Source organism: Desulfurobacterium atlanticum, assembly GCF_900188395.1.
GTDB classification, from domain to species: Bacteria; Aquificota; Aquificia; order Desulfurobacteriales; family Desulfurobacteriaceae; genus Desulfurobacterium_A; species Desulfurobacterium_A atlanticum.
Map to the genome: position 1 here is coordinate 49096 of NZ_FZOB01000006.1, position 21641 is coordinate 70736.

The 21641-nt window shown below is 37.4% G+C and carries 25 protein-coding genes; 11 read left to right on the forward strand and 14 right to left on the reverse strand.

Translation table 11 applies throughout. From position 1 onward, the window contains the following. Together CHB58_RS05355 and rsmD are read right to left on the reverse strand one after the other, a co-directional pair. Complete coding sequence (locus CHB58_RS05355) at nucleotides 1–669, reverse strand: 6-pyruvoyl trahydropterin synthase family protein (protein ID WP_089323082.1); 669 nt, start codon at nucleotides 667–669, stop codon at nucleotides 1–3. Continuing rightward, on the reverse strand, nucleotides 669–1250 hold the full coding sequence (gene rsmD, locus CHB58_RS05360) for a 16S rRNA (guanine(966)-N(2))-methyltransferase RsmD (RefSeq protein ID WP_089323083.1): 582 nt from the start codon (nucleotides 1248–1250) through the stop codon (nucleotides 669–671). The genes CHB58_RS05355 and rsmD overlap by 1 nt, the downstream gene beginning before the upstream one ends. A gap of 72 nt (nucleotides 1251–1322) precedes the next feature. Here rsmD and CHB58_RS05365 point away from each other — a divergent pair, with 72 nt between their 5' ends. From CHB58_RS05365 to ruvX, 6 genes are read left to right on the forward strand one after another with little or no spacing between them, the layout of a single operon-like run. Then, complete coding sequence (locus tag CHB58_RS05365) at nucleotides 1323–1946, forward strand: LolA family protein (RefSeq protein WP_089323084.1); 624 nt, start codon at nucleotides 1323–1325, stop codon at nucleotides 1944–1946. After that, nucleotides 1943–3319 (forward strand): FAD-binding oxidoreductase, encoded by a 1377-nt coding sequence (locus CHB58_RS05370; protein ID WP_089323085.1) that lies wholly within the window; start codon nucleotides 1943–1945, stop codon nucleotides 3317–3319. Before CHB58_RS05365 ends, CHB58_RS05370 begins: the two co-directional genes overlap by 4 nt. Before the next feature lie 43 nt (nucleotides 3320–3362). Further along, nucleotides 3363–4124: a motility protein A gene (locus CHB58_RS05375; RefSeq protein ID WP_089323086.1), complete on the forward strand. Its 762-nt coding sequence runs from the start codon at nucleotides 3363–3365 to the stop codon at nucleotides 4122–4124. Between the two features lie 3 nt (nucleotides 4125–4127). Beyond that, nucleotides 4128–4826 carry an OmpA/MotB family protein gene (locus CHB58_RS05380; RefSeq protein WP_245807343.1) on the forward strand — a complete coding sequence of 233 codons (699 nt, stop codon included), beginning with the start codon at nucleotides 4128–4130 and terminating at the stop codon, nucleotides 4824–4826. Nucleotides 4827–4835: 9 nt separating this feature from the next. After that, the gene (locus CHB58_RS05385) at nucleotides 4836–5597 is read left to right on the forward strand and encodes an OmpA/MotB family protein (RefSeq protein WP_245807344.1); all 762 of its coding nucleotides are present in this window, start codon (nucleotides 4836–4838) and stop codon (nucleotides 5595–5597) included. Then, nucleotides 5575–6006 carry a Holliday junction resolvase RuvX gene (ruvX, locus tag CHB58_RS05390; RefSeq protein WP_089323087.1) on the forward strand — a complete coding sequence of 144 codons (432 nt, stop codon included), beginning with the start codon at nucleotides 5575–5577 and terminating at the stop codon, nucleotides 6004–6006. The genes CHB58_RS05385 and ruvX overlap by 23 nt, the downstream gene beginning before the upstream one ends. On the opposite strand, the gene CHB58_RS05395 is transcribed toward ruvX, so the two are convergent. After that, nucleotides 5996–6532 (reverse strand): HNH endonuclease, encoded by a 537-nt coding sequence (locus CHB58_RS05395; RefSeq protein WP_089323088.1) that lies wholly within the window; start codon nucleotides 6530–6532, stop codon nucleotides 5996–5998. The two genes, ruvX and CHB58_RS05395, sit on opposite strands and share 11 nt — an antisense overlap. Nucleotides 6533–6677: 145 nt before the next feature. Between CHB58_RS05395 and CHB58_RS05400 the strand changes: the two genes are divergently transcribed. Together CHB58_RS05400 and purE are read left to right on the forward strand one after the other, a co-directional pair. Then, nucleotides 6678–7826: a 5-(carboxyamino)imidazole ribonucleotide synthase gene (locus CHB58_RS05400; protein WP_089323089.1), complete on the forward strand. Its 1149-nt coding sequence runs from the start codon at nucleotides 6678–6680 to the stop codon at nucleotides 7824–7826. Then, nucleotides 7823–8365, forward strand: coding sequence for a 5-(carboxyamino)imidazole ribonucleotide mutase (gene purE, locus CHB58_RS05405; protein ID WP_089323090.1), 543 nt, complete (start codon nucleotides 7823–7825; stop codon nucleotides 8363–8365). Before CHB58_RS05400 ends, purE begins: the two co-directional genes overlap by 4 nt. Here purE and CHB58_RS05410 read toward each other — a convergent pair. Further along, nucleotides 8348–8608 carry a SemiSWEET family transporter gene (locus CHB58_RS05410; RefSeq protein ID WP_089323091.1) on the reverse strand — a complete coding sequence of 87 codons (261 nt, stop codon included), beginning with the start codon at nucleotides 8606–8608 and terminating at the stop codon, nucleotides 8348–8350. The two genes, purE and CHB58_RS05410, sit on opposite strands and share 18 nt — an antisense overlap. 3 nt (nucleotides 8609–8611) lie before the next feature. Continuing rightward, entirely contained in the window at nucleotides 8612–10420 is a 1809-nt protein-coding gene (gene typA / locus CHB58_RS05415; protein WP_089323128.1) for a translational GTPase TypA, read from the reverse strand. A 102-nt stretch (nucleotides 10421–10522) separates the two neighbouring features. On the opposite strand from typA, the gene hisC reads away from it, so the two are divergent. From hisC to CHB58_RS05430, 3 genes are read left to right on the forward strand one after another with little or no spacing between them, the layout of a single operon-like run. Next, nucleotides 10523–11641 (forward strand): histidinol-phosphate transaminase, encoded by a 1119-nt coding sequence (hisC, locus tag CHB58_RS05420; RefSeq protein ID WP_089323092.1) that lies wholly within the window; start codon nucleotides 10523–10525, stop codon nucleotides 11639–11641. Nucleotides 11642–11643: 2 nt separating this feature from the next. Then, nucleotides 11644–12903: an adenosylhomocysteinase gene (ahcY, locus tag CHB58_RS05425; RefSeq protein WP_089323093.1), complete on the forward strand. Its 1260-nt coding sequence runs from the start codon at nucleotides 11644–11646 to the stop codon at nucleotides 12901–12903. A 20-nt stretch (nucleotides 12904–12923) separates the two neighbouring features. Continuing rightward, nucleotides 12924–13679 (forward strand): TIGR04219 family outer membrane beta-barrel protein, encoded by a 756-nt coding sequence (locus CHB58_RS05430; RefSeq protein WP_089323094.1) that lies wholly within the window; start codon nucleotides 12924–12926, stop codon nucleotides 13677–13679. 46 nt (nucleotides 13680–13725) lie between these two features. Here the strand turns inward: CHB58_RS05430 and CHB58_RS05435 are convergent, their stop codons facing one another. The 9 genes from CHB58_RS05435 to kdsA form a co-directional block, all read right to left on the reverse strand. After that, nucleotides 13726–14133 (reverse strand): DUF4332 domain-containing protein, encoded by a 408-nt coding sequence (locus CHB58_RS05435; protein ID WP_089323095.1) that lies wholly within the window; start codon nucleotides 14131–14133, stop codon nucleotides 13726–13728. A 160-nt stretch (nucleotides 14134–14293) separates the two neighbouring features. After that, nucleotides 14294–14995, reverse strand: coding sequence for a C-GCAxxG-C-C family (seleno)protein (locus tag CHB58_RS05440; protein ID WP_089323096.1), 702 nt, complete (start codon nucleotides 14993–14995; stop codon nucleotides 14294–14296). Between the two features lie 170 nt (nucleotides 14996–15165). Further along, nucleotides 15166–15798, reverse strand: a complete 633-nt coding sequence (locus CHB58_RS05445; RefSeq protein ID WP_089323097.1) for a cytochrome c3 family protein — start codon at nucleotides 15796–15798, stop codon at nucleotides 15166–15168. Between the two features lie 25 nt (nucleotides 15799–15823). Further along, nucleotides 15824–17203 carry a multiheme c-type cytochrome gene (locus CHB58_RS05450; RefSeq protein WP_089323098.1) on the reverse strand — a complete coding sequence of 460 codons (1380 nt, stop codon included), beginning with the start codon at nucleotides 17201–17203 and terminating at the stop codon, nucleotides 15824–15826. 95 nt (nucleotides 17204–17298) lie between these two features. Next, complete coding sequence (locus CHB58_RS05455; protein WP_089323099.1) at nucleotides 17299–18201, reverse strand: MBL fold metallo-hydrolase; 903 nt, start codon at nucleotides 18199–18201, stop codon at nucleotides 17299–17301. Then, nucleotides 18198–18854, reverse strand: a complete 657-nt coding sequence (gene cmk / locus CHB58_RS05460; protein ID WP_089323100.1) for a (d)CMP kinase — start codon at nucleotides 18852–18854, stop codon at nucleotides 18198–18200. The genes CHB58_RS05455 and cmk overlap by 4 nt, the downstream gene beginning before the upstream one ends. Further along, on the reverse strand, nucleotides 18845–20170 hold the full coding sequence (locus CHB58_RS05465) for a nicotinate phosphoribosyltransferase (protein WP_089323101.1): 1326 nt from the start codon (nucleotides 20168–20170) through the stop codon (nucleotides 18845–18847). The genes cmk and CHB58_RS05465 overlap by 10 nt, the downstream gene beginning before the upstream one ends. Before the next feature lie 18 nt (nucleotides 20171–20188). After that, nucleotides 20189–20866, reverse strand: a complete 678-nt coding sequence (locus CHB58_RS05470) for an endonuclease III domain-containing protein (RefSeq protein WP_245807345.1) — start codon at nucleotides 20864–20866, stop codon at nucleotides 20189–20191. Next, nucleotides 20844–21632: a 3-deoxy-8-phosphooctulonate synthase gene (gene kdsA / locus CHB58_RS05475; RefSeq protein WP_089323102.1), complete on the reverse strand. Its 789-nt coding sequence runs from the start codon at nucleotides 21630–21632 to the stop codon at nucleotides 20844–20846. Before kdsA ends, CHB58_RS05470 begins: the two co-directional genes overlap by 23 nt. Between the last annotated feature and the right edge of the window lie 9 nt (nucleotides 21633–21641).

Consider the following 21641-nt stretch of genomic DNA (forward strand, 5'->3'; position numbering starts at 1 on the left):
CTATTCACTGTATGTAGCACATGAGGTTTCTGTTTCAGATATTGACACCCTGCTACACCTAACTCCAAGAGGTTCTATGTTCTTATTTATAAACTTGTAGAAAAACTTTGCCATCTGTTCTGATGTTGGTGAATATTTAAAAAGGGCTATACCATCAAGAAGCCTCTGATAAAAATCTATCTCTACAACACTCTTTTCAGAAAAGGCTGGACAGGAGAAGTTATCAAATGTTAGGTAAATAAATCTGCTCAGGTCTATAGCATCAACATCTATCTCACCTGAAACAAAAGAGAAGTCAGTTTCAACTCCGTAAAATTTCACAGAAGGCTTCATTTTCTCAATCTCAGGAAGGGAAAAAACATCATCATCTATAAGATTCAGCTTTTTTAAAAAAAGCAGCGTTCCTGAATCCTGAAGGCTCAAGATTAACTTATGGTCAAAACATCTGTCTAAAAACTGCTTAAACCACGAAAGATGATGAAAATCTGTCACCATTTGAGACTTATCCAAAGTTTCTGAACAAAGATAAACGGTTAATTTATAATCATGTCCATGACCAGGAAGCCTTCTGCATTTAGGATAGGTGTTTGTAGTCCACTTAGGATTTAGTTGTTGAGAGAAAACCGAATGAGCCGCAGAAAAGGTGAAAGTCTTTGAAATCTCAAACATTACTCCTCCGAAAAAGATTCAGCAAAATTCAAAAAAGTAACAGTTGTCGTGCCATAATTTCGTCTTTCAACTATCCACTTAATATCATTTGGTAGGAAAGGATTGCTCTTTGGCTCTTCAAGAATAAGCAACCCGTTTTCATCAAGAAGGTTAAAATTTTTAACTAAATTAACTATACGGTTATAGTATCCTTTTTCATAAGGGGGGTCAGCATAGATAAAATCAAATTTCCTGCCGGCTGAAGCAAGTTTTTTAAGAGCTTTTGTGTAGTCATCACAAATTATCCTGTATTTATCTGGAGAAATTCCAAGTGTTTTAAGATTTTTCTTTATAAGTTCACAAAACCTTCTATCCGATTCCACAAAGACAACTTCTCCTGCTCCCCTACTTAAAGCTTCTATCCCAACATTTCCTGTCCCGGCAAAAAGGTCAAGGAATCTTACACCTTCAAGATATTCATCAAGAATTGAAAATACGGATTCTTTAACTCTGTCAGTAGTCGGTCTTAAAAGTTTGGTATCTTTTCTTTTGGGCATTGAAAAAAGTTTTCTTCCTTTATACTTTCCACCTATTATTCGCATAAATTTCTCCACATAATTTTAAATAAAACAGCAGGTATAATTATACGGTATATAAAAGGAGGTTAACAGCTTATGAAAAAAATGGCAATTCTTATGGCAATAATCTTAATGTTTTTCTCTCTGCAAGCTAATGCTAAAACGAAATTTTCAAATTTTCTATCCCATCTTGAAAAGGTGAAAACTCTTGAAATATCTTTTGTTCAAATAACAGAATACGATCCAGAACTTGAGGAAAAAGACATTTACAAAGGTAAAATTGAATACAAACGTCCAGCCAAATTTAAATGGAGCTATACAAAAAACTCCAAAATAGAAATAGTTTCAGATGGAAAAACCGTATGGACATGCATACCTGAAAATAATAAACTTGAAAAAACCTCCACAGAAGAAAGCATGGACTATTTTCCAATCATAAGAATACTGGAATACCCTCAAGAGTTCAGCAAATATTTTATGTTAGTTTCCGACGCGAAATTTAAAGACAAAATAGCCTATGAAATAACTCCTAAAAGAAAAAACGTCACTTACGAAAAAATAATCATCATATTCAAAGAAGATAAACCCTATCCAGTATCATTCCAGGTTATAAATGAAGATGGAAGTACCATAACCTACATAATAGAAAAGTGGCAGGAAAATGTTAAACTTCCAGACACCATTTTTACAATTAACCGCTGCAAAGTGGAGGCTAAATGAAAAGGAAAGATTACATAGCAAAGCATCTTAAAAGTTTAATAGGAAGTGAAAAAGTAAAAGATTCCCAGGATTTCTGTATAAGTTATTCTTATGATGCAACCCCAACCGGCGGAAAAGGAATTCCCGATGTGGTTGTCTTCCCTGAAACTTCCGAAGATGTATCAAAAATCTTATCATTTGCAAATGAAGAACTTATTCCTGTATTCCCAAGAGGTGCAGGTTCAGGTTTAACAGGAGGGGCTGCACCGACAACAGGCGGGATAGTAGTAACAACAGAAAAGATGAACAAAATCCTTGAGATTGATGAAGATAACCTTGGAACACTTGTTGAAGCCGGAGTAGTTACTTACAACATGCAGATGGAAGTGGAGAAAAGAGGACTATTTTATCCGCCGGATCCTTCAAGTTATAAATACTCAACAATAGGCGGCAACATAGCAGAAAATGCAGGTGGCCCAAGGTGTGTTAAATATGGAGTTACAAAAGATTATGTAATGCAACTTGAAACTGTCTTTGCTGACGGAACAATAACAAATCTTGGCGCAAAAACGGTAAAAAGTGTGGCTGGATATAATCTGAAAGATTTAATGATAGGTTCTGAAGGAACGTTAGGAATAATAACGAAAGCCTACCTTAAACTTATCCCTGCCCCTGAAGCTGTAAGAACCGCTATGGCAATTTTTAACAAAGTTGAAGATGCAGCTACAGCCGTTGCGGAAATGTTTAAGGCAAAAATAATTCCAACTGCTTTAGAACTTCTTGATAAAAATTCTATAGTAGCGGTAGAAAAGTACGCAAAATTGGGTCTCCCTACTGATGCTGAAGGTCTCCTTATAATAGAAGTTGACGGATATAAAGAAATTGTTGACATGCTTATAGAAAAAGCCCTCCAGGTGTGTAAAAAAGCAGGAGCAAAAACAATAAAAAAAGCTTCAAATGAAAAAGAGAGAGAAGAGATTTGGAAAGCAAGAAGACAGTTATCCCCTGCCATTGTTCAGCTTAAACCGAAAAAAATTAACGAAGATGTAGTTGTTCAAAGAAGTAAAATCCCCCAACTCATTAAAGAAACATACAAAATTGCTAACCGTTACAGCATAATGGTAGTTAATTTCGGACACGCCGGAGATGGAAACATCCACGTAAACTTTATGTATGAACCTCACGAAGAGGAAAGGGTCTTCAAAGCTGTAAGAGATCTTTTCAGGTTTACTATAGAAATAGGCGGTTCTGTATCTGGAGAACACGGAATAGGATTTATGAAGAAAGAGTTTTTGCCACTTGAAGTTGGAAAAGCTCTTGAGAAAATGATAGCTGTAAAAAAAGCTCTTGATCCAAATAACATAATGAATCCGGGTAAAATTTTTGACATTTAAGCCGATAAAAAATATATAAGTATTAAAGAGAACGGGGTGCTCAATGGATATAGCAACGCTTATAGGTCTTGCAGCAGCTTTCCTTCTGATTATCATAACTATTGTTCTTGGTGGAAGTGCCGGAGCATTTATAAACATTCCTTCTCTTCTTATTACTGTCGGTGGTGGCTTCTCTGCTGCCATGGCAGGATTCCCGATGGGAGAGTATATAGGCGGGCTAAAGGCATTCCTTAAAGCCCTTAACCCAGGCCTTCCCGACCCGATAGAAACAATAGATTTTCTTGTTGACATAGCAAAAAAAGCAAGAAAAGAGGGAATTCTGGCTCTTGAATCAAGCATTGATGAATTTTATTCCCGTGACCCATTTCTTGGAAATATCATGAGAATGCTTATAGACGGCCTTGATATGGAAGAGATAAACAGTAACGCTGAAGCTGCCATGGCACAGATAGAACAGAAACTGTCAACAGAAGCGGCTGTCTGGGAAACCCTTGGAGATCTTTTCCCGGCTTTCGGTATGATTGGAACACTTATAGGTCTTATCCAGATGCTTCAGAACCTTAGCGACCCGGCTGCTCTTGGTCCTGGTATGGCTGTTGCTATGATTACAACCCTTTACGGAGCTATCCTTGCAAACGTTCTTTGTATTCCGATAACAAAAAAACTGAAATATTATAAAGAACTTAACATGACATTTAAAGAAGCGTATCTTATGACCGCTGAAGCTATAGAAAAAGGAGCAAACCCAAACATCCTAAAACAGAAACTTGGTGGTCTTTTTGGTGTGGAACTTAAAGAGGAGTAATCCTTGAGAAAAAAGAAGCAGGAGTGTAAAAGCTTCCCGGCATGGCTTACAAGCTTTGGAGACCTAATGTCTCTTCTTCTTACTTTCTTTATTCTTCTTTATTCTATGAGTACAATTTCCCTTGAAAAGTTTGAACAGGTTATAAAGGGACTATCATCTGCTTTTGGTGGAGAGGTAATATTCCAGGAAGGTGGAATTCCTGAAGGAACGAACTTAAACATTCAGATGCCAAAAACTTATCCCAAAATGCGCTCCCGTAGAGAGATAGAAGAACAGATAGCAAAAATCCATAAAATGCTTCAACAAAAAGGATTGAAAGCAGAAGTAGCAAAATACGCTACAGAAATTAAAATAAGAATTAATACGAACAAACTCTTTCCTCCGGGAAGTGCCACACCATACAGAAGTGCTCTACCTGCTATAAAAGAGATGTGTGATAAGTTAAAAGCAATAAGTGTTCCCATAAGAATAGAAGGATATACGGACAGTATTCCTATAAAAACTAAAGAATTTCCTTCAAACTGGGAACTTTCAGCAGCAAGAGCAGTAGCAGTACTTAGAATCTTTGAAAAAGAAGGATATGATCCTAAACTGATGTCTGCAGCCGGTTTTGGTCCAACACACCCGATAGCTCCAAACACAACACCTGAAGGAAGGGAAAAAAACAGGCGTATAGAAATAGCTGTAGAACTACCTCAATAAGGAGAAACTGTGAGAAAGAAGAAGGATGAATGTAAAAGTTTTCCGGCATGGCTTACAAGTTTTAGTGACCTTATGTCACTTCTTCTTACATTTTTCATCCTTCTATATTCAATGAGCAGTCTTGATGTGTCAAAAGCTGCAAAGTTTCTGTCCTACTTTCAAGGAGAAAGGGCAAAATACTTTAAAAAGTTTTCAATTGTTAAACCAATCAAATTTTATACAAAAGACCTTGCAAAAAAGCTTGGAAAAATACTGGCAAGAACCCTGCCCATCTCTGGATATCAGATAGTGGTTACCAAGCAGTATGTTCTGCTAAGAATTTTTAACAGAGTGCTGTTTGAAAAAAACTCCTTTAATCTAACACCTGAAGCCAAGAAAGCCCTTGATGAAGTTGTGAAAACGATAAAAATGATAGACGGAAACTACACAATAAGAGTTGAAGGTCATACCGATATAGGAGAACCTAAAAAACCGATAGACGGCATTAAAGATTCCTGGGATTTATCCCTTAGAAGGGCCACTGCCGTTATAAGATATTTTATATCCAAAGGAATACCGCAGGATAGGCTTATGGCTGTAGGATACGGAGACACCCGTCCACTTTATACCTGGAACAATCCAATACTTAGAGCAAGAAACAGCAGGGTTGAAATATATATTCAGGTAGCGAAAGAGCGAAAAGATATTGAAAAACTGATAAAGGAAGAGCAGCAGAGGATTAAATACAGGGAAAAAGGAATCATCGTAAATGGGACAAACAAGACGGAATAAAAAATACCTTGCCCTTGATGTGGGATTTAAAAGAATCGGCGTTGCCACAAGTTTATCAGGAATAATAGCTTCTCCTTCAGGCATTATAGAGAGGAAAACCAACAGAGAGACTTTTTCTGAGATAGAAAGGCTGATAAAAAAATACGGTATAACCACCGTAATCATAGGACTTCCCTTAACATCAAACGGTAAAAAAACAAAAATGGCAGAGAAAATAGAGAAATTTGCAGAAAAACTTAAATCTTATCTTGAAAATAAAAAATTAAACATTGAAATTGTGTTTCAGGATGAGTATTTAACAACGGCAACAGCAGAAAATCTTGAAACACTTAAAAAAAGAAACAGAAAAGACGACATTGCGGCAGCCCTGATTCTTGAAGAGTTTTTATCAAACAGATCTACTTTTTGATAAGAACCTTATATTTTGGAAAGAAAATCTCAAGAGCAACTTCAAATTCACTGTTTATTTTCCAGCGTTTTAACTCAACCTCAAACTTTGTCGGCCTGTAAGGTTTAAAGAGTAAAGGCATTCCTGCTTCGTCAGGTAATTTGTCTCCTTTCTTCTGATTACAACTATCACACGCTGTAATAAGATTATCCCAGCTAAATTTACCACCTCTACTTTTCGGAATTATGTGATCTATTGTAGCTTCACTATCCTTAACAAGCTTACCACAATAAGCACAGGTAAAATTATCTCTTAAGAAAACTGCTCTCCTTGAAGGTGCAACTTTCTCCCAGTGTTTTGAAAGAATAGCTATCTTTATAACGAGAGGAGCAGGAATACTCCTATCAACCGCTTTTATAACTTTCGTTTCATAGTTTTGAATCACTTCCGCCTTACCTGAATAAACAAGAACAAAAGATTTAAAATGGGAAAAGATTGTGAAAGGACGATAAGTTATATCAAGCACCATACACGGATAGTATTTCACAATTTCCTCATAATTTAGTTTGTTTTTATTCTATTAAAAATTTGTTAAAGCTTTAAAAGCGATTGTTAAAGCTTAGACTATTTATCTCTTTTTACGACATATTTCTGATATAATTCCTTCAAGCTCAACCTCTGGAGGCATCAGTATGAAGCAATTTTCATATCCACTTTTTAAACTTGGAATTGTTGGTGGTGGCCAGCTTGGAAAGATGATGACACAGAAAGCCAAAAAGATGGGATTCCATGTTACCATACTTGACCCGACTCCCGAATCACCGGCAGGACAGGTGGCAGATAGACAGATTATAGGGAATTTCCACGATGAAAATAAGTTGGAAGAGCTTGCGCAAAACTGTGATGTAGTAACTTATGACCTTGAAAATGTTAACACTAAAGTGCTTAAAAGGCTATTTGATAAAGGATACAAAATCTTTCCATCTCCATATACCCTTGAAATAATTCAGGATAAATACATACAGAAGAAAACTCTGTCAAAAAACGGAATTCCCGTTCCTGAATACAAAGAGGTCATCTCCTGCGATGATCTAAAAGCATTCGGTTTTCCTGTAGTTCAGAAAACGAGAAAAGGTGGCTATGATGGTAGAGGCGTTTTCGTTCTAAAATCGGAAAAAGATATTGAAAACAGACTTGGAGGAGAAACTTTCATAGAGAAAATGGTTGATATAGAAAAAGAAATTTCTGTCCTGGTAGCAAGAAATATTAAAGGAGAAATCAAAACATATCCCGTTGTTGAGATGGTTTTTGATGAACGAGCAAATATCTGTGATACGGTAGTCGCACCTGCAAGAATAGAGGAGAAATTCTTAAAAGCAGCCAGAGAAATAGCAATAGAAACGGTCAGAGTTCTTGATGGTATCGGCGTTTTCGCCATGGAGATGTTCCTCACAAAAGAGGGAAAAATACTTGTTAATGAAGTAGCTCCTCGCCCTCACAACTCAGGACATCACACAATAGAAACCTGTTTAACCTGTCAGTTTGAACAACATATAAGAGCCATTACTGACCTTCCTCTTGGTTCTACCAAGCAGATAGTTCCAGCTGTTATGATAAATCTCTTAGGGGAAGCAGGTTATAAAGGAAAACCTGTAATAGAAGGACTTGAGGAGATTCTGTCCATCCCCGGTATCTCTTTTCACTTTTACTGTAAAAAAGAAACAAAACCTTTCAGAAAAATGGGACATGTAACAGTTGTTGACAAAAACATTGAAAAAGCAATTGAAAAAGCTGATATAGTTAAAAGAACTGTCAAAATTAAAGGGGAGGAAAAGATATGAAAAAACCTTTAGTTGGAATAATTATGGGGAGTGATTCAGACCTTCCAGTAATGAAAGAAGCAGCAAAAGTGCTTGACGAATTTGGAATAGATTATGAGCTGACAATAGTTTCAGCCCATAGAACACCTGAAAGACTTTTTGATTATGCCAAAACTGCTGAAGATAAAGGACTTGAGATTATAATAGCCGGGGCAGGTGGTGCGGCACATCTACCTGGGATGGTAGCATCAATAACACCGCTACCTGTTATAGGTGTTCCTGTAAAAACATCTACATTAAACGGTATAGATTCTTTGCTATCAATAGTCCAGATGCCAGGCGGTGTTCCTGTAGCAACCGTAGCAATAAACAACGCAAAAAATGCAGGCCTTTTAGCAGTGCAAATTTTAGGGAACAAGTATCCTGAAATAAGAGAAAAGGTGAAAAAGTATAAATCTTCAATGAAGAGTCAGGTTGAAGCTAAAGCCCAGACCCTTGAAAAAATAGGTTATGTAGAATACCTGAAACAGATGGAAAAAAAATTAAAAAATTGCTGTTAAAAATGTTACCGCTCCAAGAACAACACCTGGAAGATTGCAAACAATAATAGGCCAATCCTTCTTCTCTTTTAAATAACCATACATTATCCAGGAGATACAGTTGACAACGGTAACAGCTGGAAGAACCGCTGAACCTTTCTGGCCAGAAAGGTTCAGCTTTATCTGGTCTATATAAGAAACATACATTGTAATTGCCATAAGAGAGGCAAACCAGCCAATCCTATCAACAAACTTTTGCTCCATTACCTAACCTTTCTTTTTAGCCATTCTCTTTCTTTCGCTTATATCAAGGTATCTTTTTCTTATCCTGATATTTTCAGGAGTAACTTCTACAAGTTCATCTTCTTCTATCCACTCAAGTGCCTTTTCAAGGGTCATTTCAACAGGTGGAACAAGTTTTATAGCATCATCGCTACCGGCAGCTCTAACATTTGTAAGCTTTTTACCCTTTATAGGATTAACATCTATATCACCACTTCTGCTGTGCTCACCTATAACCATACCGGTATAAACCTTATCTCCCGGTTTAATAAACAGTTTACCTCTTTCCTGAAGATTATAAAGTGCATAACTTGCTGCTTCTCCGTCAGCCATTGAAACCATAGCTCCATTGCTTCTTCTATATGGAATCCCTTTAAACTCCCTATACTCAAGAAATGAACTGTTCATTATCCCCTCACCCTTTGTGTCGGTAAGAAATTCACTTCTATAACCGATTAAACCGCGGGAAGGTATCTCAAACTCCACCCTTGTCCTACCATTTCCCATAGGCATCATTGAAACCATCTCCGCCTTTCTCTTTCCAAGCTTTTCAATCACCGTTCCAACAAATTCATCAGGGATATCAACGACAAGAAGTTCAAAAGGTTCAAGGTGCTTACCGTTTTCTTCCTTCACTATTACCTGTGGCCTGCTTATGGAAAACTCATACCCTTCCCTTCTTAAATTCTCTGCAAGTATTGAAATCTGAAGCTCACCACGTCCGGATACCTTAAACTTCCCTTCACCTATCTCTTCAAATTTCATGGCTATATTTGTTCTTGATTCTTTAACAAGTCTATCTTTAAGCTTCGTTGCAGTTACATGTTTTCCTTCTGTTCCAGCAAGCGGGGAATCGTTAACACTTAAGAAAACACTTAACGTTGGTTCTTCAATATGCAAAGGTTCAAGAGGTTCAGGATGTTCCACATCAGCTACAGTATCTCCAATATCAACCGTCTCAAAACCTGCAAACGCTACAATATCTCCGCAAAAAGCTTCATCTATCTCAATTCTGTCAAGCCCTTTAAAACCTATAAGTTTGGTTATTCTTCCATTTACAGTTTCTCCATTCTTTTTAAGAAGAATAACATTTTGCCCTTTCCTTACCTTACCATTGAAAATTCTCGCAATGGCAATCCTTCCCACATAGTTATCGTAATCAAGGGTAAAAGCCTGCATCTGTAAAGGAGCATCCACGCTTCCTGAAGGAGAAGGCACATGGGAGATTATCGTTTCAAAAAGGGGCTTTAAATCAACATTGGCATCTTCAAGATGATATTTTGCATAACCGTCCCTTGCCGCAGCATAAAGAACGGGAAAATCAAGCTGCTCATCAGATGCCCCAAGATTTACAAAAAGGTCAAAAACCTCATCAACCACTCTATCAGGCTCAGCTGCTGGTTTATCAATTTTGTTAACCACAACTATCGGTTTCAGACCAAGAGATAAAGCTTTTTTAACAACAAACTTTGTCTGAGGCATAACCCCTTCCTGAGCATCAACAAGAAGAAGAACTCCATCAACCATTTTTAAAACACGCTCAACCTCACCCCCAAAATCGGAGTGTCCGGGTGTATCTATAATGTTTATCTTATAATCTCCGTAATAGATAGCAGTATTTTTTGAAAGAATTGTAATACCTCTTTCTTTCTCTATATCGTTTGAGTCCATAACCCTTTCACCAAAATCTTTCCTCTCATTTAAAGTTCCACTTTGTTTTAAAAGTCCGTCAACAAGAGTTGTTTTTCCATGGTCAACGTGGGCAATAACTGCGATGTTTCTTATTTCCATAATATTCCTTCCCAATTTTTAGATTTTGAAAGGCTAAATATACACAGGAAAAGTTAGAAGTCAAATAGTATAATTTCTTTAAAATATAAAACACAGGAGAGAGGTATGTTTAAGCTACCTGAACACATAAAACAGGTTCACGTTTACGAACCGGGAAAACCGATAGAAGAACTTGAAAAAGAGCTTGGAATCAAAAATATCGTTAAACTTGCTTCAAACGAAAATCCCCTCGGCCCATCACCAAAAGGTGTCCAGGCAATAATTGAAGATTTAAAAAACCTTCACAGATATCCTGATGGCAACTCCTACTATTTAAAAAACGCACTTGCAAAGCACCTTAATGTTAAACCGGAAAACATATTTGTAGGACTTGGCTCAAACGAAGCACTTGATATTATTTCAAGAGCCTATCTTCGCCCTGGAGTTAACGCAGTCTATAGTGAAAAATCTTTCGCAGTTTACCCTATAGTTGTCCAGCTTGCAGGAGCAGAACATAAAGTTGTCAAAGTAAAAGATAACTACTATATGGATTTAAAAGCTCACCTTGATGCAATAGATGATAAAACCGCTGTTGTCTTTCTTGCAAACCCAAACAACCCAACAGGTACAGCTTTCTCTAAAAAGGAGTTTGAGGAATTTTTAAAAGAGTTCCCAGATGATGTTCTTCTTGTTCTTGATGAAGCATACTACGAATATGCTGTAGGGGCAGGTTTTGATATTGAAAACGGTGTAGAGTATATTTATGAAAAAAACATGCTTGTAACAAGAACATTTTCCAAAATATACGGTCTTGCCGGTCTTAGACTGGGATACGCAGTTGCAAACGAAGAGATAATTGCAGACATGAACAGAATCAGACAACCTTTCAACGTAACAAGACCGGCACAGGTTGCAGGTGTTGCAGCTCTTGAAGACAAAATGTTTATAAAACAGTCTCAAGTTGTAAACGAAGAAGGGAAAAAGTATCTTTACAAAGAGTTTGAAAAACTGGGCCTTAAGTATGTTCCTACATTTGCAAATTTTATTCTTGTTGATACCGGTTTTCCTACAAGAGAAGTGTTTAAACGTTTACTTCACAAAGGTGTTATTGTCAGAGCAATGGACGGATACGGATTCCCAACCTGTATAAGAGTAACCATAGGAACGATGAAAGAAAACATAGTGTTTATTGACAAATTAAGAGAAGTTATTGAAGAACTTAAAGATGAAAAAATAGGAGGATAAATATGGATTATCACGTAAAAGATTTATCTCTTGCCGATAAGGGAAAAGACAGAATTGAATGGGCAGAAATGGACATGCCCGTTTTAAGAAAAGAGATAAAGGAAAGATTCTTAAAAGAACAACCTTTAAAAGGGATAAAACTTGGTGTCTGTCTTCATGTAACAACCGAAACAGCAAACCTTGTAAGAACGCTAAAAGATGGAGGAGCGGAAGTTTACCTTTGTGCGTGCAATCCTTTGTCAACTCAAGATGATGTAGCAGCTGCTCTTGTAAAACACTACGATATTCCAGTATTTGCCATAAAAGGTGAAGATGAAAAAACTTACTACGAACATATAAAAACCGTCCTTTCAAAAGAACCTGACATAACAATGGATGATGGAGCTGACCTTATATCAACTCTTCATAAAGAATATCCTGAACTTGTAGAAAAAGTGATAGGCGGAACAGAGGAAACAACAACAGGTGTCATAAGACTGAAAGCTATGGCAAAAGATGGAGTTCTAAAATATCCTGTAATAGCTGTTAATGAAGCTCTTACAAAACACCTTTTTGACAACAGATATGGAACGGGACAATCAACTATTGACGGAATATTAAGAGCCACGAACAGGCTTCTTGCAGGCTCTGTGTTTGTTGTAGCAGGATATGGATGGTGTGGAAAGGGGCTTGCAATGAGAGCAGCAGGTATGGGAGCCGAAGTAATAGTTACAGAAGTTGACCCTATAAAAGCTATTGAAGCAAGAATGGACGGTTTCAGAGTAATGCCGATGAGTGAAGCTGCGAAAATTGGAGATATATTCTGCACTGTTACCGGGAACATCCACGTAATAAGGGAAGAACACTTTAACCTTATGAAAGACGGAGCTATAGTTTCCAACTCTGGCCATTTTAATGTGGAAATAGATGTTGCAGCCCTTGAAGAAATGGCAGTTAAAAAAAGAAGGGTAAGAGATTTTGTGGATGAATATGTTATGGAAGATGGAAGAAGAATTTACCTCTTAGGCGAAGGGAGACTTGTTAACCTTGCTGCAGCAGAAGGACATCCGGCATCTGTAATGGATATGAGCTTTGCAAATCAAGCTCTTTCAGCTGAATATATTGTGAAGGAAGGGAAAAATCTAAAACCTAATGTTTATGTTGTACCAGGACATATTGACAATAAAGTTGCAGAGCTAAAACTTAAAGCTATGGGAATAGAAATAGATAAACTTACACCAGAACAAATTGAGTACCTTAATTCCTGGGATGTGGGAACATAAAACTTATGAGGAGGTAGAACATGAGAAAGATTTTAGCAGCATTAACTCTGGTAGCCCTTTCGGCAGTCAGTGCAAACGCCCTTCCACTTTTTAAAGTGGAAGCAGGAGCAGGTATGGTAAAACAAAGTCCTTCAGGATGGATAAACTATCAAGGAACAGATGTTGACATTAAAGATGACCTGCAAATCGCAGATGAAACCAAACCTTTTGGCTGGGTAAGAATAGAGCATCCCATTCCTCTGATACCTAACCTTAAAGTTGAAGCTACAAAGTTTGACTTTTCAGGCTCTGGAACAATAACAAAAACCTTCACATTTGGAGGACAAACTTTTACAGCAAGTTCAAACATAGACAGTGAATTAAGAATGGACCAGTATGACCTGACTATTTACTGGGGAGTACCGTTTTTAGGACTTGCGACCCTTGGAACCACTCATGTAAACTTTGGTCTTACAGTAAAATATATTGATGGCTATGCCTGTGTTAAAACAGCTACACAGGAAGCTTCAACAGATTTTCAGGTTCCAGTGCCCATGGGATTTCTTGAGGGAGGATTCGGAATCGGTCCTGTTTCCACAAATGCAGATATCAAATGGATAGGCTACGGTGGAAGTCAGTTTTTTGATGCAAAAGCTGAAATAAGATACTCTCCTATTCCGCTCATGTTCATTGGCGCTGGTTATAGATATGAAAAACTTAAAATTGATGATATAGAAGATATTTCTTCAGATATAACAATAAAAGGGCCATACCTTGAAGCTGGTATAAGTTTCTAAATTCAAACAAGAGGGAGGATATCCTCCCTTTCATCTAAAGTTTAATTTAATAAGTTACTTTTTTAGGAAGTTTTTTTGCTTCCTCTACCCATTTGGCAACCTTGTTTACCCCTGGCAATTGACGAACAAGCTTTTTCTCTTTATTAACCTCTACAATTTTTTCATAAAGATTTTCAGGATTTCTTCGGGAAAGTTCAGGAACTGTATCAACCCCGGCAGCTTCAAGAAGATCTGCATACTCTTCCCCAATTCCTCTAACTCTCATCAAATCCGCCTTATTCACCCATTTAAGAACAACTTTAGATGAAATCCCTATTTTTTCTGCTATTTCTTCTCTTCCTTTAGAAGTAGCCCCTTTCTCAAGAAGCTCTTCAACGGTTGAAATGCCAATTGATTTGAGCTTTTCTGCGTAACTTTTACCTATACCTTCAATTTGTCTGATATCTTTCGGCATAACTTCCCCCTTTTTTGGTTTTTATATTCAAAAATTAAGAAAATTTTAAAAAATTTCTTTAAAATTGTCAAAATTAAAAAAAGAAAATTAGAAAAAGTTGAATAAAGTTAAGGAAAACATGGAATAGATACAGGGGGGGAAATCCCCCCTTGATTTCTATTTATCCACCAACTTTCATATTATGGCAGGTTGTACATTCCATTTTTGTTTTGTAAATGCCAGGAACTGTCTTCGCTTTCAGCTTACCGTAGTAATAAGCATTTAAAAGCTCTACTGTCTTTTTTGCAACATCTGCAGTTATCCTTGCACATCTTTCAGACCTTGCTTTACTATCGTAAGCAAATCCTGTCTTTTCACACCACTTCATAACAGATATATGACAGATTGGTGAAGTGGAAATGCTTGAGCCTAACGCACCTTTATACTTCCTTGGATTTTCAGGATTATATATAGGTAGCGGTGTTTCATTATGCCACTTATAAAGAGCATCTACAACCGTTTTCCAATCTCTACAGCAAAGATGAATAATTGCCGCTGCACCGTTTAAAGCTCCGCAGATTGTTCCCCAGCCGTTAATTCCACCTCTACCATACTCAAGTAATTCCCCCGGAATACCAACATAAGGGCCACCTACAGATTCTTTTAAGGTATCCAGAATAGAAGCAAAAACACCGTAAGCACAATGGCCTTTAAAGTAATAGTCATAAGCCTTTTTTTCTATCATTGCAGGATCTATAGGTTTGTAAGGATACGGCGGCTTTTTTGAACCCTTTGATGAAGCAAAAACTTTTCCGGTAACTCCTGAAATGAGAAGACCGGCTCCCCCCAACGCACCTTTGATTATAAAATCTCTTCTGTCCATGAAAACCTCCCTATCTTTCGTTTATTTTTATTATTCTACCTAATAATCTACAGAATTCAATAATGAAATTAGTTTAAGATAAACTAAAAAACTGAGAAAGATTTACAACTGAAAAGTAAGCAATAAAAAAATGGGGGCTTCCCCCCTTATAATATTACTAAAATATTTTCTCAATCATCTTTTTCATGCTCTTCATACTCATGCTTTTCACCGTACTCCTTCTCTTCATGTTCATATTTCCTTTCCATACCATCTCCAGTTCCATACTTGAGACGCTCTATAGCACCAGTTTCAAAAAATGACTTTAAATCCTCTTTAAAGTAAAAACCGTGCCCCACATAGTGGTGACAATCAAGACAGGACTCTTCTGTCTTTCCTTCTTCATATTCTTTGTGTTTAACATTATCTGGAAGAACTTTGTGGCAACCTCTACAATTTTCTTCATAAGTATATCTTTCCCTTGCATCAAGCTTTTCCAGCCAGAAATCAAGAGAGGAAATCTCTTTTTTCTTAAAATAATGACCATAAACATCTTTTAAAGCTGCCCGGGTTTTATCAAAAAGATAGACAACAACATTACTATGTTTTAAATGGCAATCCACACAGGTAGCCCTAACAGCACCAGCATCATTTCCAAGTGGCCCGTGGGGACCTGCAAGCCATGTTTCATACATTGGTTTCATTTCATGACAGGAGGCACAAAAAGAAGCTTTTGAGGTATTTTTTACCTGCTGGGCTGTAACAAGCGAAAAAACCACACCAATGCCAGCACCTACCAACAATAAAAACATTGTCTTTTTCATCAGTTATCCCCCTCAAAATTAACCCTTACTTGTTTACCGCCTCCATAAAAGTCTTTAGATTTTCCTTTTCCATTTTCTTAATCTCTTCAAAAGAGGAGTTAATCCATTTGTGCTCTTTTCTGCTAAGTATCTCCTTCTTCAACTTTTTCCATGCTTCAACCGTAGCTTTATCAATCTTTCCTTCTTTGAATTTTCTTTCTATAAGTTTATCAGCTTCAGGTAGAAGCTTAAAGTAGAAGTTGTAAGCTACAAGATAGATACCCTGCCAGTGGGAGTAATCAGCTCCCATCATAGCAGCACCGTGCCTTGCCCTTCTTCCTTCATGATGCCAGAGATGCCAGTAATCCCATTCAAGAGATTCATTAAACGGAGTTTTATCAAGTACACCATGGTTATACATAAATGTCATCACATCTTTAGCAGGTATAGCAAATTTCTCGTTGTACATCTTGATATATTCATCGTAAACCTTGAAGTAGTTATCAACATATTTCTTGGTATGACACGCCATACAGGTCTTCTTCATAAGCTCACGTTTTTTCTGCCAATTTTCCGTCCTCTTAGAAATAGGACCTCTTATGTTCCAGCTACTTTTCATACCAACATCATGAGAACCTTTAACCCCTGTAGATGTGCTACCCATGTGACATGTGAAACATGCAGGAGCTTGATAGTAATCCTCTCCAGCCTTAATATCTCTCCTCTCTAAAACCTTCTCCATATCTTTATGGTGGTATTCCCACGCTATACCGTGTTTTGAAAGCTCATAGATTTCTATATCGGGATGGTCAGGACCCTGATGGCACTTTCCACATGTTTTAGGATCTCTTGCCTGTGCAAGACTGAAAGAATGAGAATAGTGACACGCAGCACACGAACCAACACTCCCATCTGGATTAAACCTTCCTATACCGTTATTAGGCCATGTACCTGCAAGAGGCTTCCCATCTTTACCGATTTCAACCTTTGCACCGTGACATCCGGCACATCCGAAATAGTTGTTTGGCATTCCAGTAATAACCATACCAAGAACATTTTTAGCACTGTAAACAAATTTTCCACCCTGTGCATGATAGGAGTTTGTAAACTCCTTTGTCTCTTTAGGATGGCACTGACCACAATCTTTTGGGGAAACAATGGCAGAAACTATAAAACCGTGATGTTTCATTGCATCCGGATCAGTTTTTTTCGCTTTGTGACACTCAAAACATCCAACTCCAGCATCCGCATGTCCGCTACTTTTCCACTGCTTTACAATTGAAAGGGTATGTTTCTTATGACAGTCTATACAGGCCTGACTCTCTTTTGAAGTTTCCACAACACGAACCGAAGCCTTAGCAGCTCCCCCAGTTAAAGCAGCAGAAACGGTTGCTGCTACAAGCAGAGAACGCAGCACTCTTTTCATCCTTCCCTCCTTTTTCCTTTTATTTTAATTTAAAATTAGGAAAAGATACTTGCTTTTCAATGGCTTGCAAGTATTAAAAAACAAAAATATCAGGTTTATCGCTTATTTAAGGCCCAAATTAAAGAGTTGTTAGACACTTTAAAATATATCTCTCCAAGACTGCTCAAATAGGAAAGATAAGCATGGATAGCCGCTCTTATCAAAAAGTAGTGATAGCTGTCTTTTATTGTTAAATTCAAAGCAGCACATACATCCGACATTATAGTCTCGGTTGTTTTTTCTTCTTTTTCAAGAGATTCAATTACAGCATTTTCTACTTTTAGAATGGCTTTTTTATTTATTTTTACAATTTCAGCAATATTTTCAACAGGCCCTCCGTGTGAGGGAAGAAAAACTTTAAAATCCAAATTTAGAAGCTTTTCAAGGGTTCTTTTCTGTTCACCTATATGAACATTAAAAGGGATTTTAACTTTTGAAAGAACTCTTTCAGAAAGAAAAGCATCACCACAAAAAAGAACACCATCAACAGCAACACCAACATGTCCAGGAGCATGGCCAGGAAGAGGAATTACATTAAATCTTTTATCTGCTATTGCTATTTCACCCTCTTCATCAATAACAATATCCACTTTAGCAGGTTCTGCCATTACAAATTTATTTCTGAGAGTATCCACAGGCAAAACACCACAAAAAAGGGAATAACTGTTTATAAAAGGATGTTCTATAACAACAGATGCAACTTTTGAAGCGTATATTTTTACATCCGCCTTCTCTTTTAAAAATCTGTTTCCACCGCAATGGTCTGAGTGAAAGTGAGTATTTATAACCGCCACAGGGAAAAGTTCATATTTTCTTAAAAGTTTTAACAAGTTCTTTCCCGTTGAAGCATCAAGACCTGAATCTATAAGGGCAACTTTATTACCGTTACATTTAACAACACCTATGTTTGAAGGTGAAGGAATGTAGAATACACTGTCTGATAAAGATTTAAGAGTCATTTTTTTTGACTCACTACTTTTTCTATTTCTGCTACTACCTCATCCACAGATTTGCCTGTAGTGTCTATAACCACAGCACCTTCTGGAACAGTTAAGGGAGCAACTTTTCTATTTTTATCCTGATTATCCCTTGAAGTAATTTCTTTCAAAATTTCATCATAACTAATGTTAAATCCCTTCTTTTTAAGCTCTTCATAACGTCTCTTTGCCCTTTCTTCACAGGACGCAGTAAGAAAGATTTTAACATCCGCATCGGGAAATATATTTGTTCCAGCATCTCTACCATCGGTTATCACTTTCTTATCCTTAGCTATTTCTCTTAAAATCTCAATTACCTTTTCTCTTACTTCAGGAAATCTTGCAACTTTTGAAGCAAGAACGCCTCCTTCAGGAGTTCTTATTTTTTCAGTTATATCTTTGCCATTAAGAAACACTCTGCCATTATCAATATCCACATTCACAGTTTTAGCAAACTCGCTAACTGCTGATTCATCATCAACATCCACTCCTGCCTCTTTCGCGCCGTAACCTATAGCCCTATAAACAGCACCTGAATCAAGGTGTAAGAATCCAAGCTTTCTGGCAAGGATTTTAGCAACGGTGCTTTTGCCTGCTCCTGCAGGCCCATCTATCGTTATCTTCCTTACATCCATTCCTTTTCCTCTATCTCTTCTTTAGTCTTCTCATAAAGAGCTTTTAAACGGTCAGAAATTTCAACCCTGTAAATCCTTTTCTCATAAATATTTTTTATCTCTTCAGGAAGTTTTGTAAACTCTTCAAGGAAATACTCTTTTATTTCGGAGAGAGAAGGCAGTTTTTTAACCCTTTCACCTGAAATGAAAATCGGTTCAAGAAGCGGTAATCCCGAAGATTTTTCTTCAAAAAGGGTAACCTTATCAAAGCCATCAAATCTATAAACCTGTTTTCTACCAGGATACATCTTTTTTCCGCTGCTTGTTTTCATTACAGGTTTTTCTCCAAGCTCCACCAACTTATAAACAAAATCAACAAAAGGTGAGTCTGAAGATGTTCCCACTTTTGTTCCCACTCCAAAAATATCAACAGGAGCACCCTTGGAAAGAAGTTCATCTACCTTATACTCATCCACCCCACCGCTTACTATAATTTTAGTTTCCCTGAATCCGTTCTTATCAAGCATCTCTCTTGTTAACCTTGAAAGAGTCAAAATATCACCACTATCAAGCCTTACACCCTTAAGAGTATATCCACCTTTCAACAGATCTTTCGCAACTTCTATCGCCTTTTCAACACCTTTTACAGTGTCGTAAGTATCCACAAGAAGCACCGCTCTATCGGGAAACGTTTTAAGATAAGCTCTGAAAGCTTTCTCTTCCGTTTCAAAGCTCATAATGAAAGAGTGAGCAACGGTGCCAACAACAGGAATACCGTAAACTTTACCTGCAAGCACATTGGAAGTTGAAGAAAATCCCGCTATATAGGTGCTTCTTGCAGCTTTCATACCTGCATCTTTTCCGTGAGTGCGCCTTAAAGAAAAGTCCGAAAGAATCTTTCCCCTTGACACTGAATAAACCCTTGCAGCTTTTGATGCCACAAGTGTACTTATGTGGGTCATATTTAAAATTGCTGTTTCAAAAAGTTGAGCCTCATAGATGGGAGCTTCAAGTCTTAAAACAGGTTCATGAGGAAAAAAAGGAGTTCCTTCTTTCATACTGTAAAGATTCCCTGTAAATTTAAATTCTTTTAAAAAATCAAGAAACCAATCAGGAAATAACTTCAAAGAGTGCAGGTAATCCACATCATCCTTTGTAAATCTGAACTCTTCAAGATATTTAACAACATCCTCAAGTCCAGCATAAATAAGATAATTTCTCTTTTCAGGCAAAACTCTTGTAAAAAGTTCAAAAGAAGCCCGTTCTTTCCGTCCGTTGTCAAGATAGGCACACATCATCGTAAGCTCATAAAGGTCAGTAAACAAAGCTAAAGCCATAAACTCCTCCGTATTGAACTATCTGCTCCTTACAACCCCTATCCTGTTACAGTAATCTTTAATCGGACAGATACTGCACTTTGGAGATGTTGGATGACAGATATGCTGGCCAAGAGCCACAAGAAGCTCATTTATCTCTTTCCAGTATTTTTTCGGAAGTTTTTTTCTTAAGGCAAACTCTGTTTCTTCAGGAGTTTTCGTATTCACATATCCCATTCTGTTCATAATCCTGTGAACATGAGTATCAACACAGATTCCCGGTTTATCATAACCGAGAGTAACAACAAGATTGGCAGTTTTTCTGCCAACACCTTTAAGTTTTAAAAGCTCATCAAGAGTATCGGGAACTTTTCCATCATATTTTTCAACAAGTTTTTTACATATCTCTTTTATCGTTCTGGCTTTATTTCTGTAAAACCCTACAGGGTATATAAGCTTTTCTATCTCTTTTTCTGACAGTTTCAACATATCATAAGGATTATCAGCAACATTAAACAACCGTTCAGAAGCTTTTGCGGTTACTTCATCCTTTGTTCTTAAACTTAAAATAGTTGAAATAAGTATTTTAAAAGGATCTTTATCCTGACGGGACATAAGGCTAACAACCGGAACATCCCACCCTTTTGATTCCTTCTCAAGAATCTCAACAATCTTATCAATATTCACTTTCTTTTTAACCTTTTCCATGTTTCCCATTTAGAAAATCCTCAAGCTGTAAAAGTTCCTCAATAAGATCCGGAAACTGTTTAAGGGGTATCATATTCGGACCATCAGAAAGAGCTTTCTCTGGAAATGGATGGGTTTCAAAAAAGAGACCATCAACACCAACAGCAACAGCAGCCCTTGAAAGATACGGAACAAACTCTCTATCCCCTCCGGACGCTTTTCCAAGACCTCCTGGCTTTTGAACCGAATGGGTAGCATCAAAAATTACAGGAACACCAAAAGACTTCATAATCGGAATACTTCTGAAATCTACAACAAGATTGTTATAACCAAAAGTTGTTCCCCGCTCTGTCAGCATTATTTCAGACGCCCCAGATTCTTTCAACTTCTCAACAACGTTTCCCATGTCCCACGGAGCCATAAACTGCCCTTTCTTAACATTAACAGGCTTCCCGGTTTTTGCAGCAGCAATAAGAAGGTCTGTCTGCCTGCATAAAAACGCCGGTATCTGAATAAAATCAACTACCTTACCGGCAGGTTCAGCCTGCCACGATTCGTGAATATCGGTTAAAACCGGAAGAGAAAATTTACTCTTTACCTCTGCAAGAATTTCCAGTCCCTTTTCAAGACCGGGTCCTCTGAAAGAGTGAATAGAGCTTCTATTAGCTTTGTCAAAAGATGCTTTAAAGATAAACTTATGCTCTTTAAATCTTTCCTGAAGACGCAAGATAACTTCAGCTACTTCAAACACAACATCTCTGTTCTCTATAACACAGGGACCTGCAATGACAATCATTTAAACCTC

Bases quoted from the DNA above. Each gene is read 5' to 3' on its own strand.
- CHB58_RS05355 (WP_089323082.1), bottom strand. From the start codon at position 669: ATGTTTGAGATTTCAAAGACTTTCACCTTTTCTGCGGCTCATTCGGTT.
- rsmD (WP_089323083.1), bottom strand. From the start codon at position 1,250: ATGCGAATAATAGGTGGAAAGTATAAAGGAAGAAAACTTTTTTCAATG.
- CHB58_RS05365 (WP_089323084.1), top strand. From the start codon at position 1,323: ATGAAAAAAATGGCAATTCTTATGGCAATAATCTTAATGTTTTTCTCT.
- CHB58_RS05370 (WP_089323085.1), top strand. From the start codon at position 1,943: ATGAAAAGGAAAGATTACATAGCAAAGCATCTTAAAAGTTTAATAGGA.
- CHB58_RS05375 (WP_089323086.1), top strand. From the start codon at position 3,363: ATGGATATAGCAACGCTTATAGGTCTTGCAGCAGCTTTCCTTCTGATT.
- ruvX (WP_089323087.1), top strand. From the start codon at position 5,575: ATGGGACAAACAAGACGGAATAAAAAATACCTTGCCCTTGATGTGGGA.
- CHB58_RS05400 (WP_089323089.1), top strand. From the start codon at position 6,678: ATGAAGCAATTTTCATATCCACTTTTTAAACTTGGAATTGTTGGTGGT.
- purE (WP_089323090.1), top strand. From the start codon at position 7,823: ATGAAAAAACCTTTAGTTGGAATAATTATGGGGAGTGATTCAGACCTT.
- CHB58_RS05410 (WP_089323091.1), bottom strand. From the start codon at position 8,608: ATGGAGCAAAAGTTTGTTGATAGGATTGGCTGGTTTGCCTCTCTTATG.
- hisC (WP_089323092.1), top strand. From the start codon at position 10,523: ATGTTTAAGCTACCTGAACACATAAAACAGGTTCACGTTTACGAACCG.
- ahcY (WP_089323093.1), top strand. From the start codon at position 11,644: ATGGATTATCACGTAAAAGATTTATCTCTTGCCGATAAGGGAAAAGAC.
- CHB58_RS05430 (WP_089323094.1), top strand. From the start codon at position 12,924: ATGAGAAAGATTTTAGCAGCATTAACTCTGGTAGCCCTTTCGGCAGTC.
- CHB58_RS05435 (WP_089323095.1), bottom strand. From the start codon at position 14,133: ATGCCGAAAGATATCAGACAAATTGAAGGTATAGGTAAAAGTTACGCA.
- CHB58_RS05440 (WP_089323096.1), bottom strand. From the start codon at position 14,995: ATGGACAGAAGAGATTTTATAATCAAAGGTGCGTTGGGGGGAGCCGGT.
- CHB58_RS05445 (WP_089323097.1), bottom strand. From the start codon at position 15,798: ATGAAAAAGACAATGTTTTTATTGTTGGTAGGTGCTGGCATTGGTGTG.
- CHB58_RS05450 (WP_089323098.1), bottom strand. From the start codon at position 17,203: ATGAAAAGAGTGCTGCGTTCTCTGCTTGTAGCAGCAACCGTTTCTGCT.
- CHB58_RS05455 (WP_089323099.1), bottom strand. From the start codon at position 18,201: ATGACTCTTAAATCTTTATCAGACAGTGTATTCTACATTCCTTCACCT.
- cmk (WP_089323100.1), bottom strand. From the start codon at position 18,854: ATGGATGTAAGGAAGATAACGATAGATGGGCCTGCAGGAGCAGGCAAA.
- CHB58_RS05465 (WP_089323101.1), bottom strand. From the start codon at position 20,170: ATGGCTTTAGCTTTGTTTACTGACCTTTATGAGCTTACGATGATGTGT.
- CHB58_RS05470 (WP_245807345.1), bottom strand. From the start codon at position 20,866: ATGGGAAACATGGAAAAGGTTAAAAAGAAAGTGAATATTGATAAGATT.
- kdsA (WP_089323102.1), bottom strand. From the start codon at position 21,632: ATGATTGTCATTGCAGGTCCCTGTGTTATAGAGAACAGAGATGTTGTG.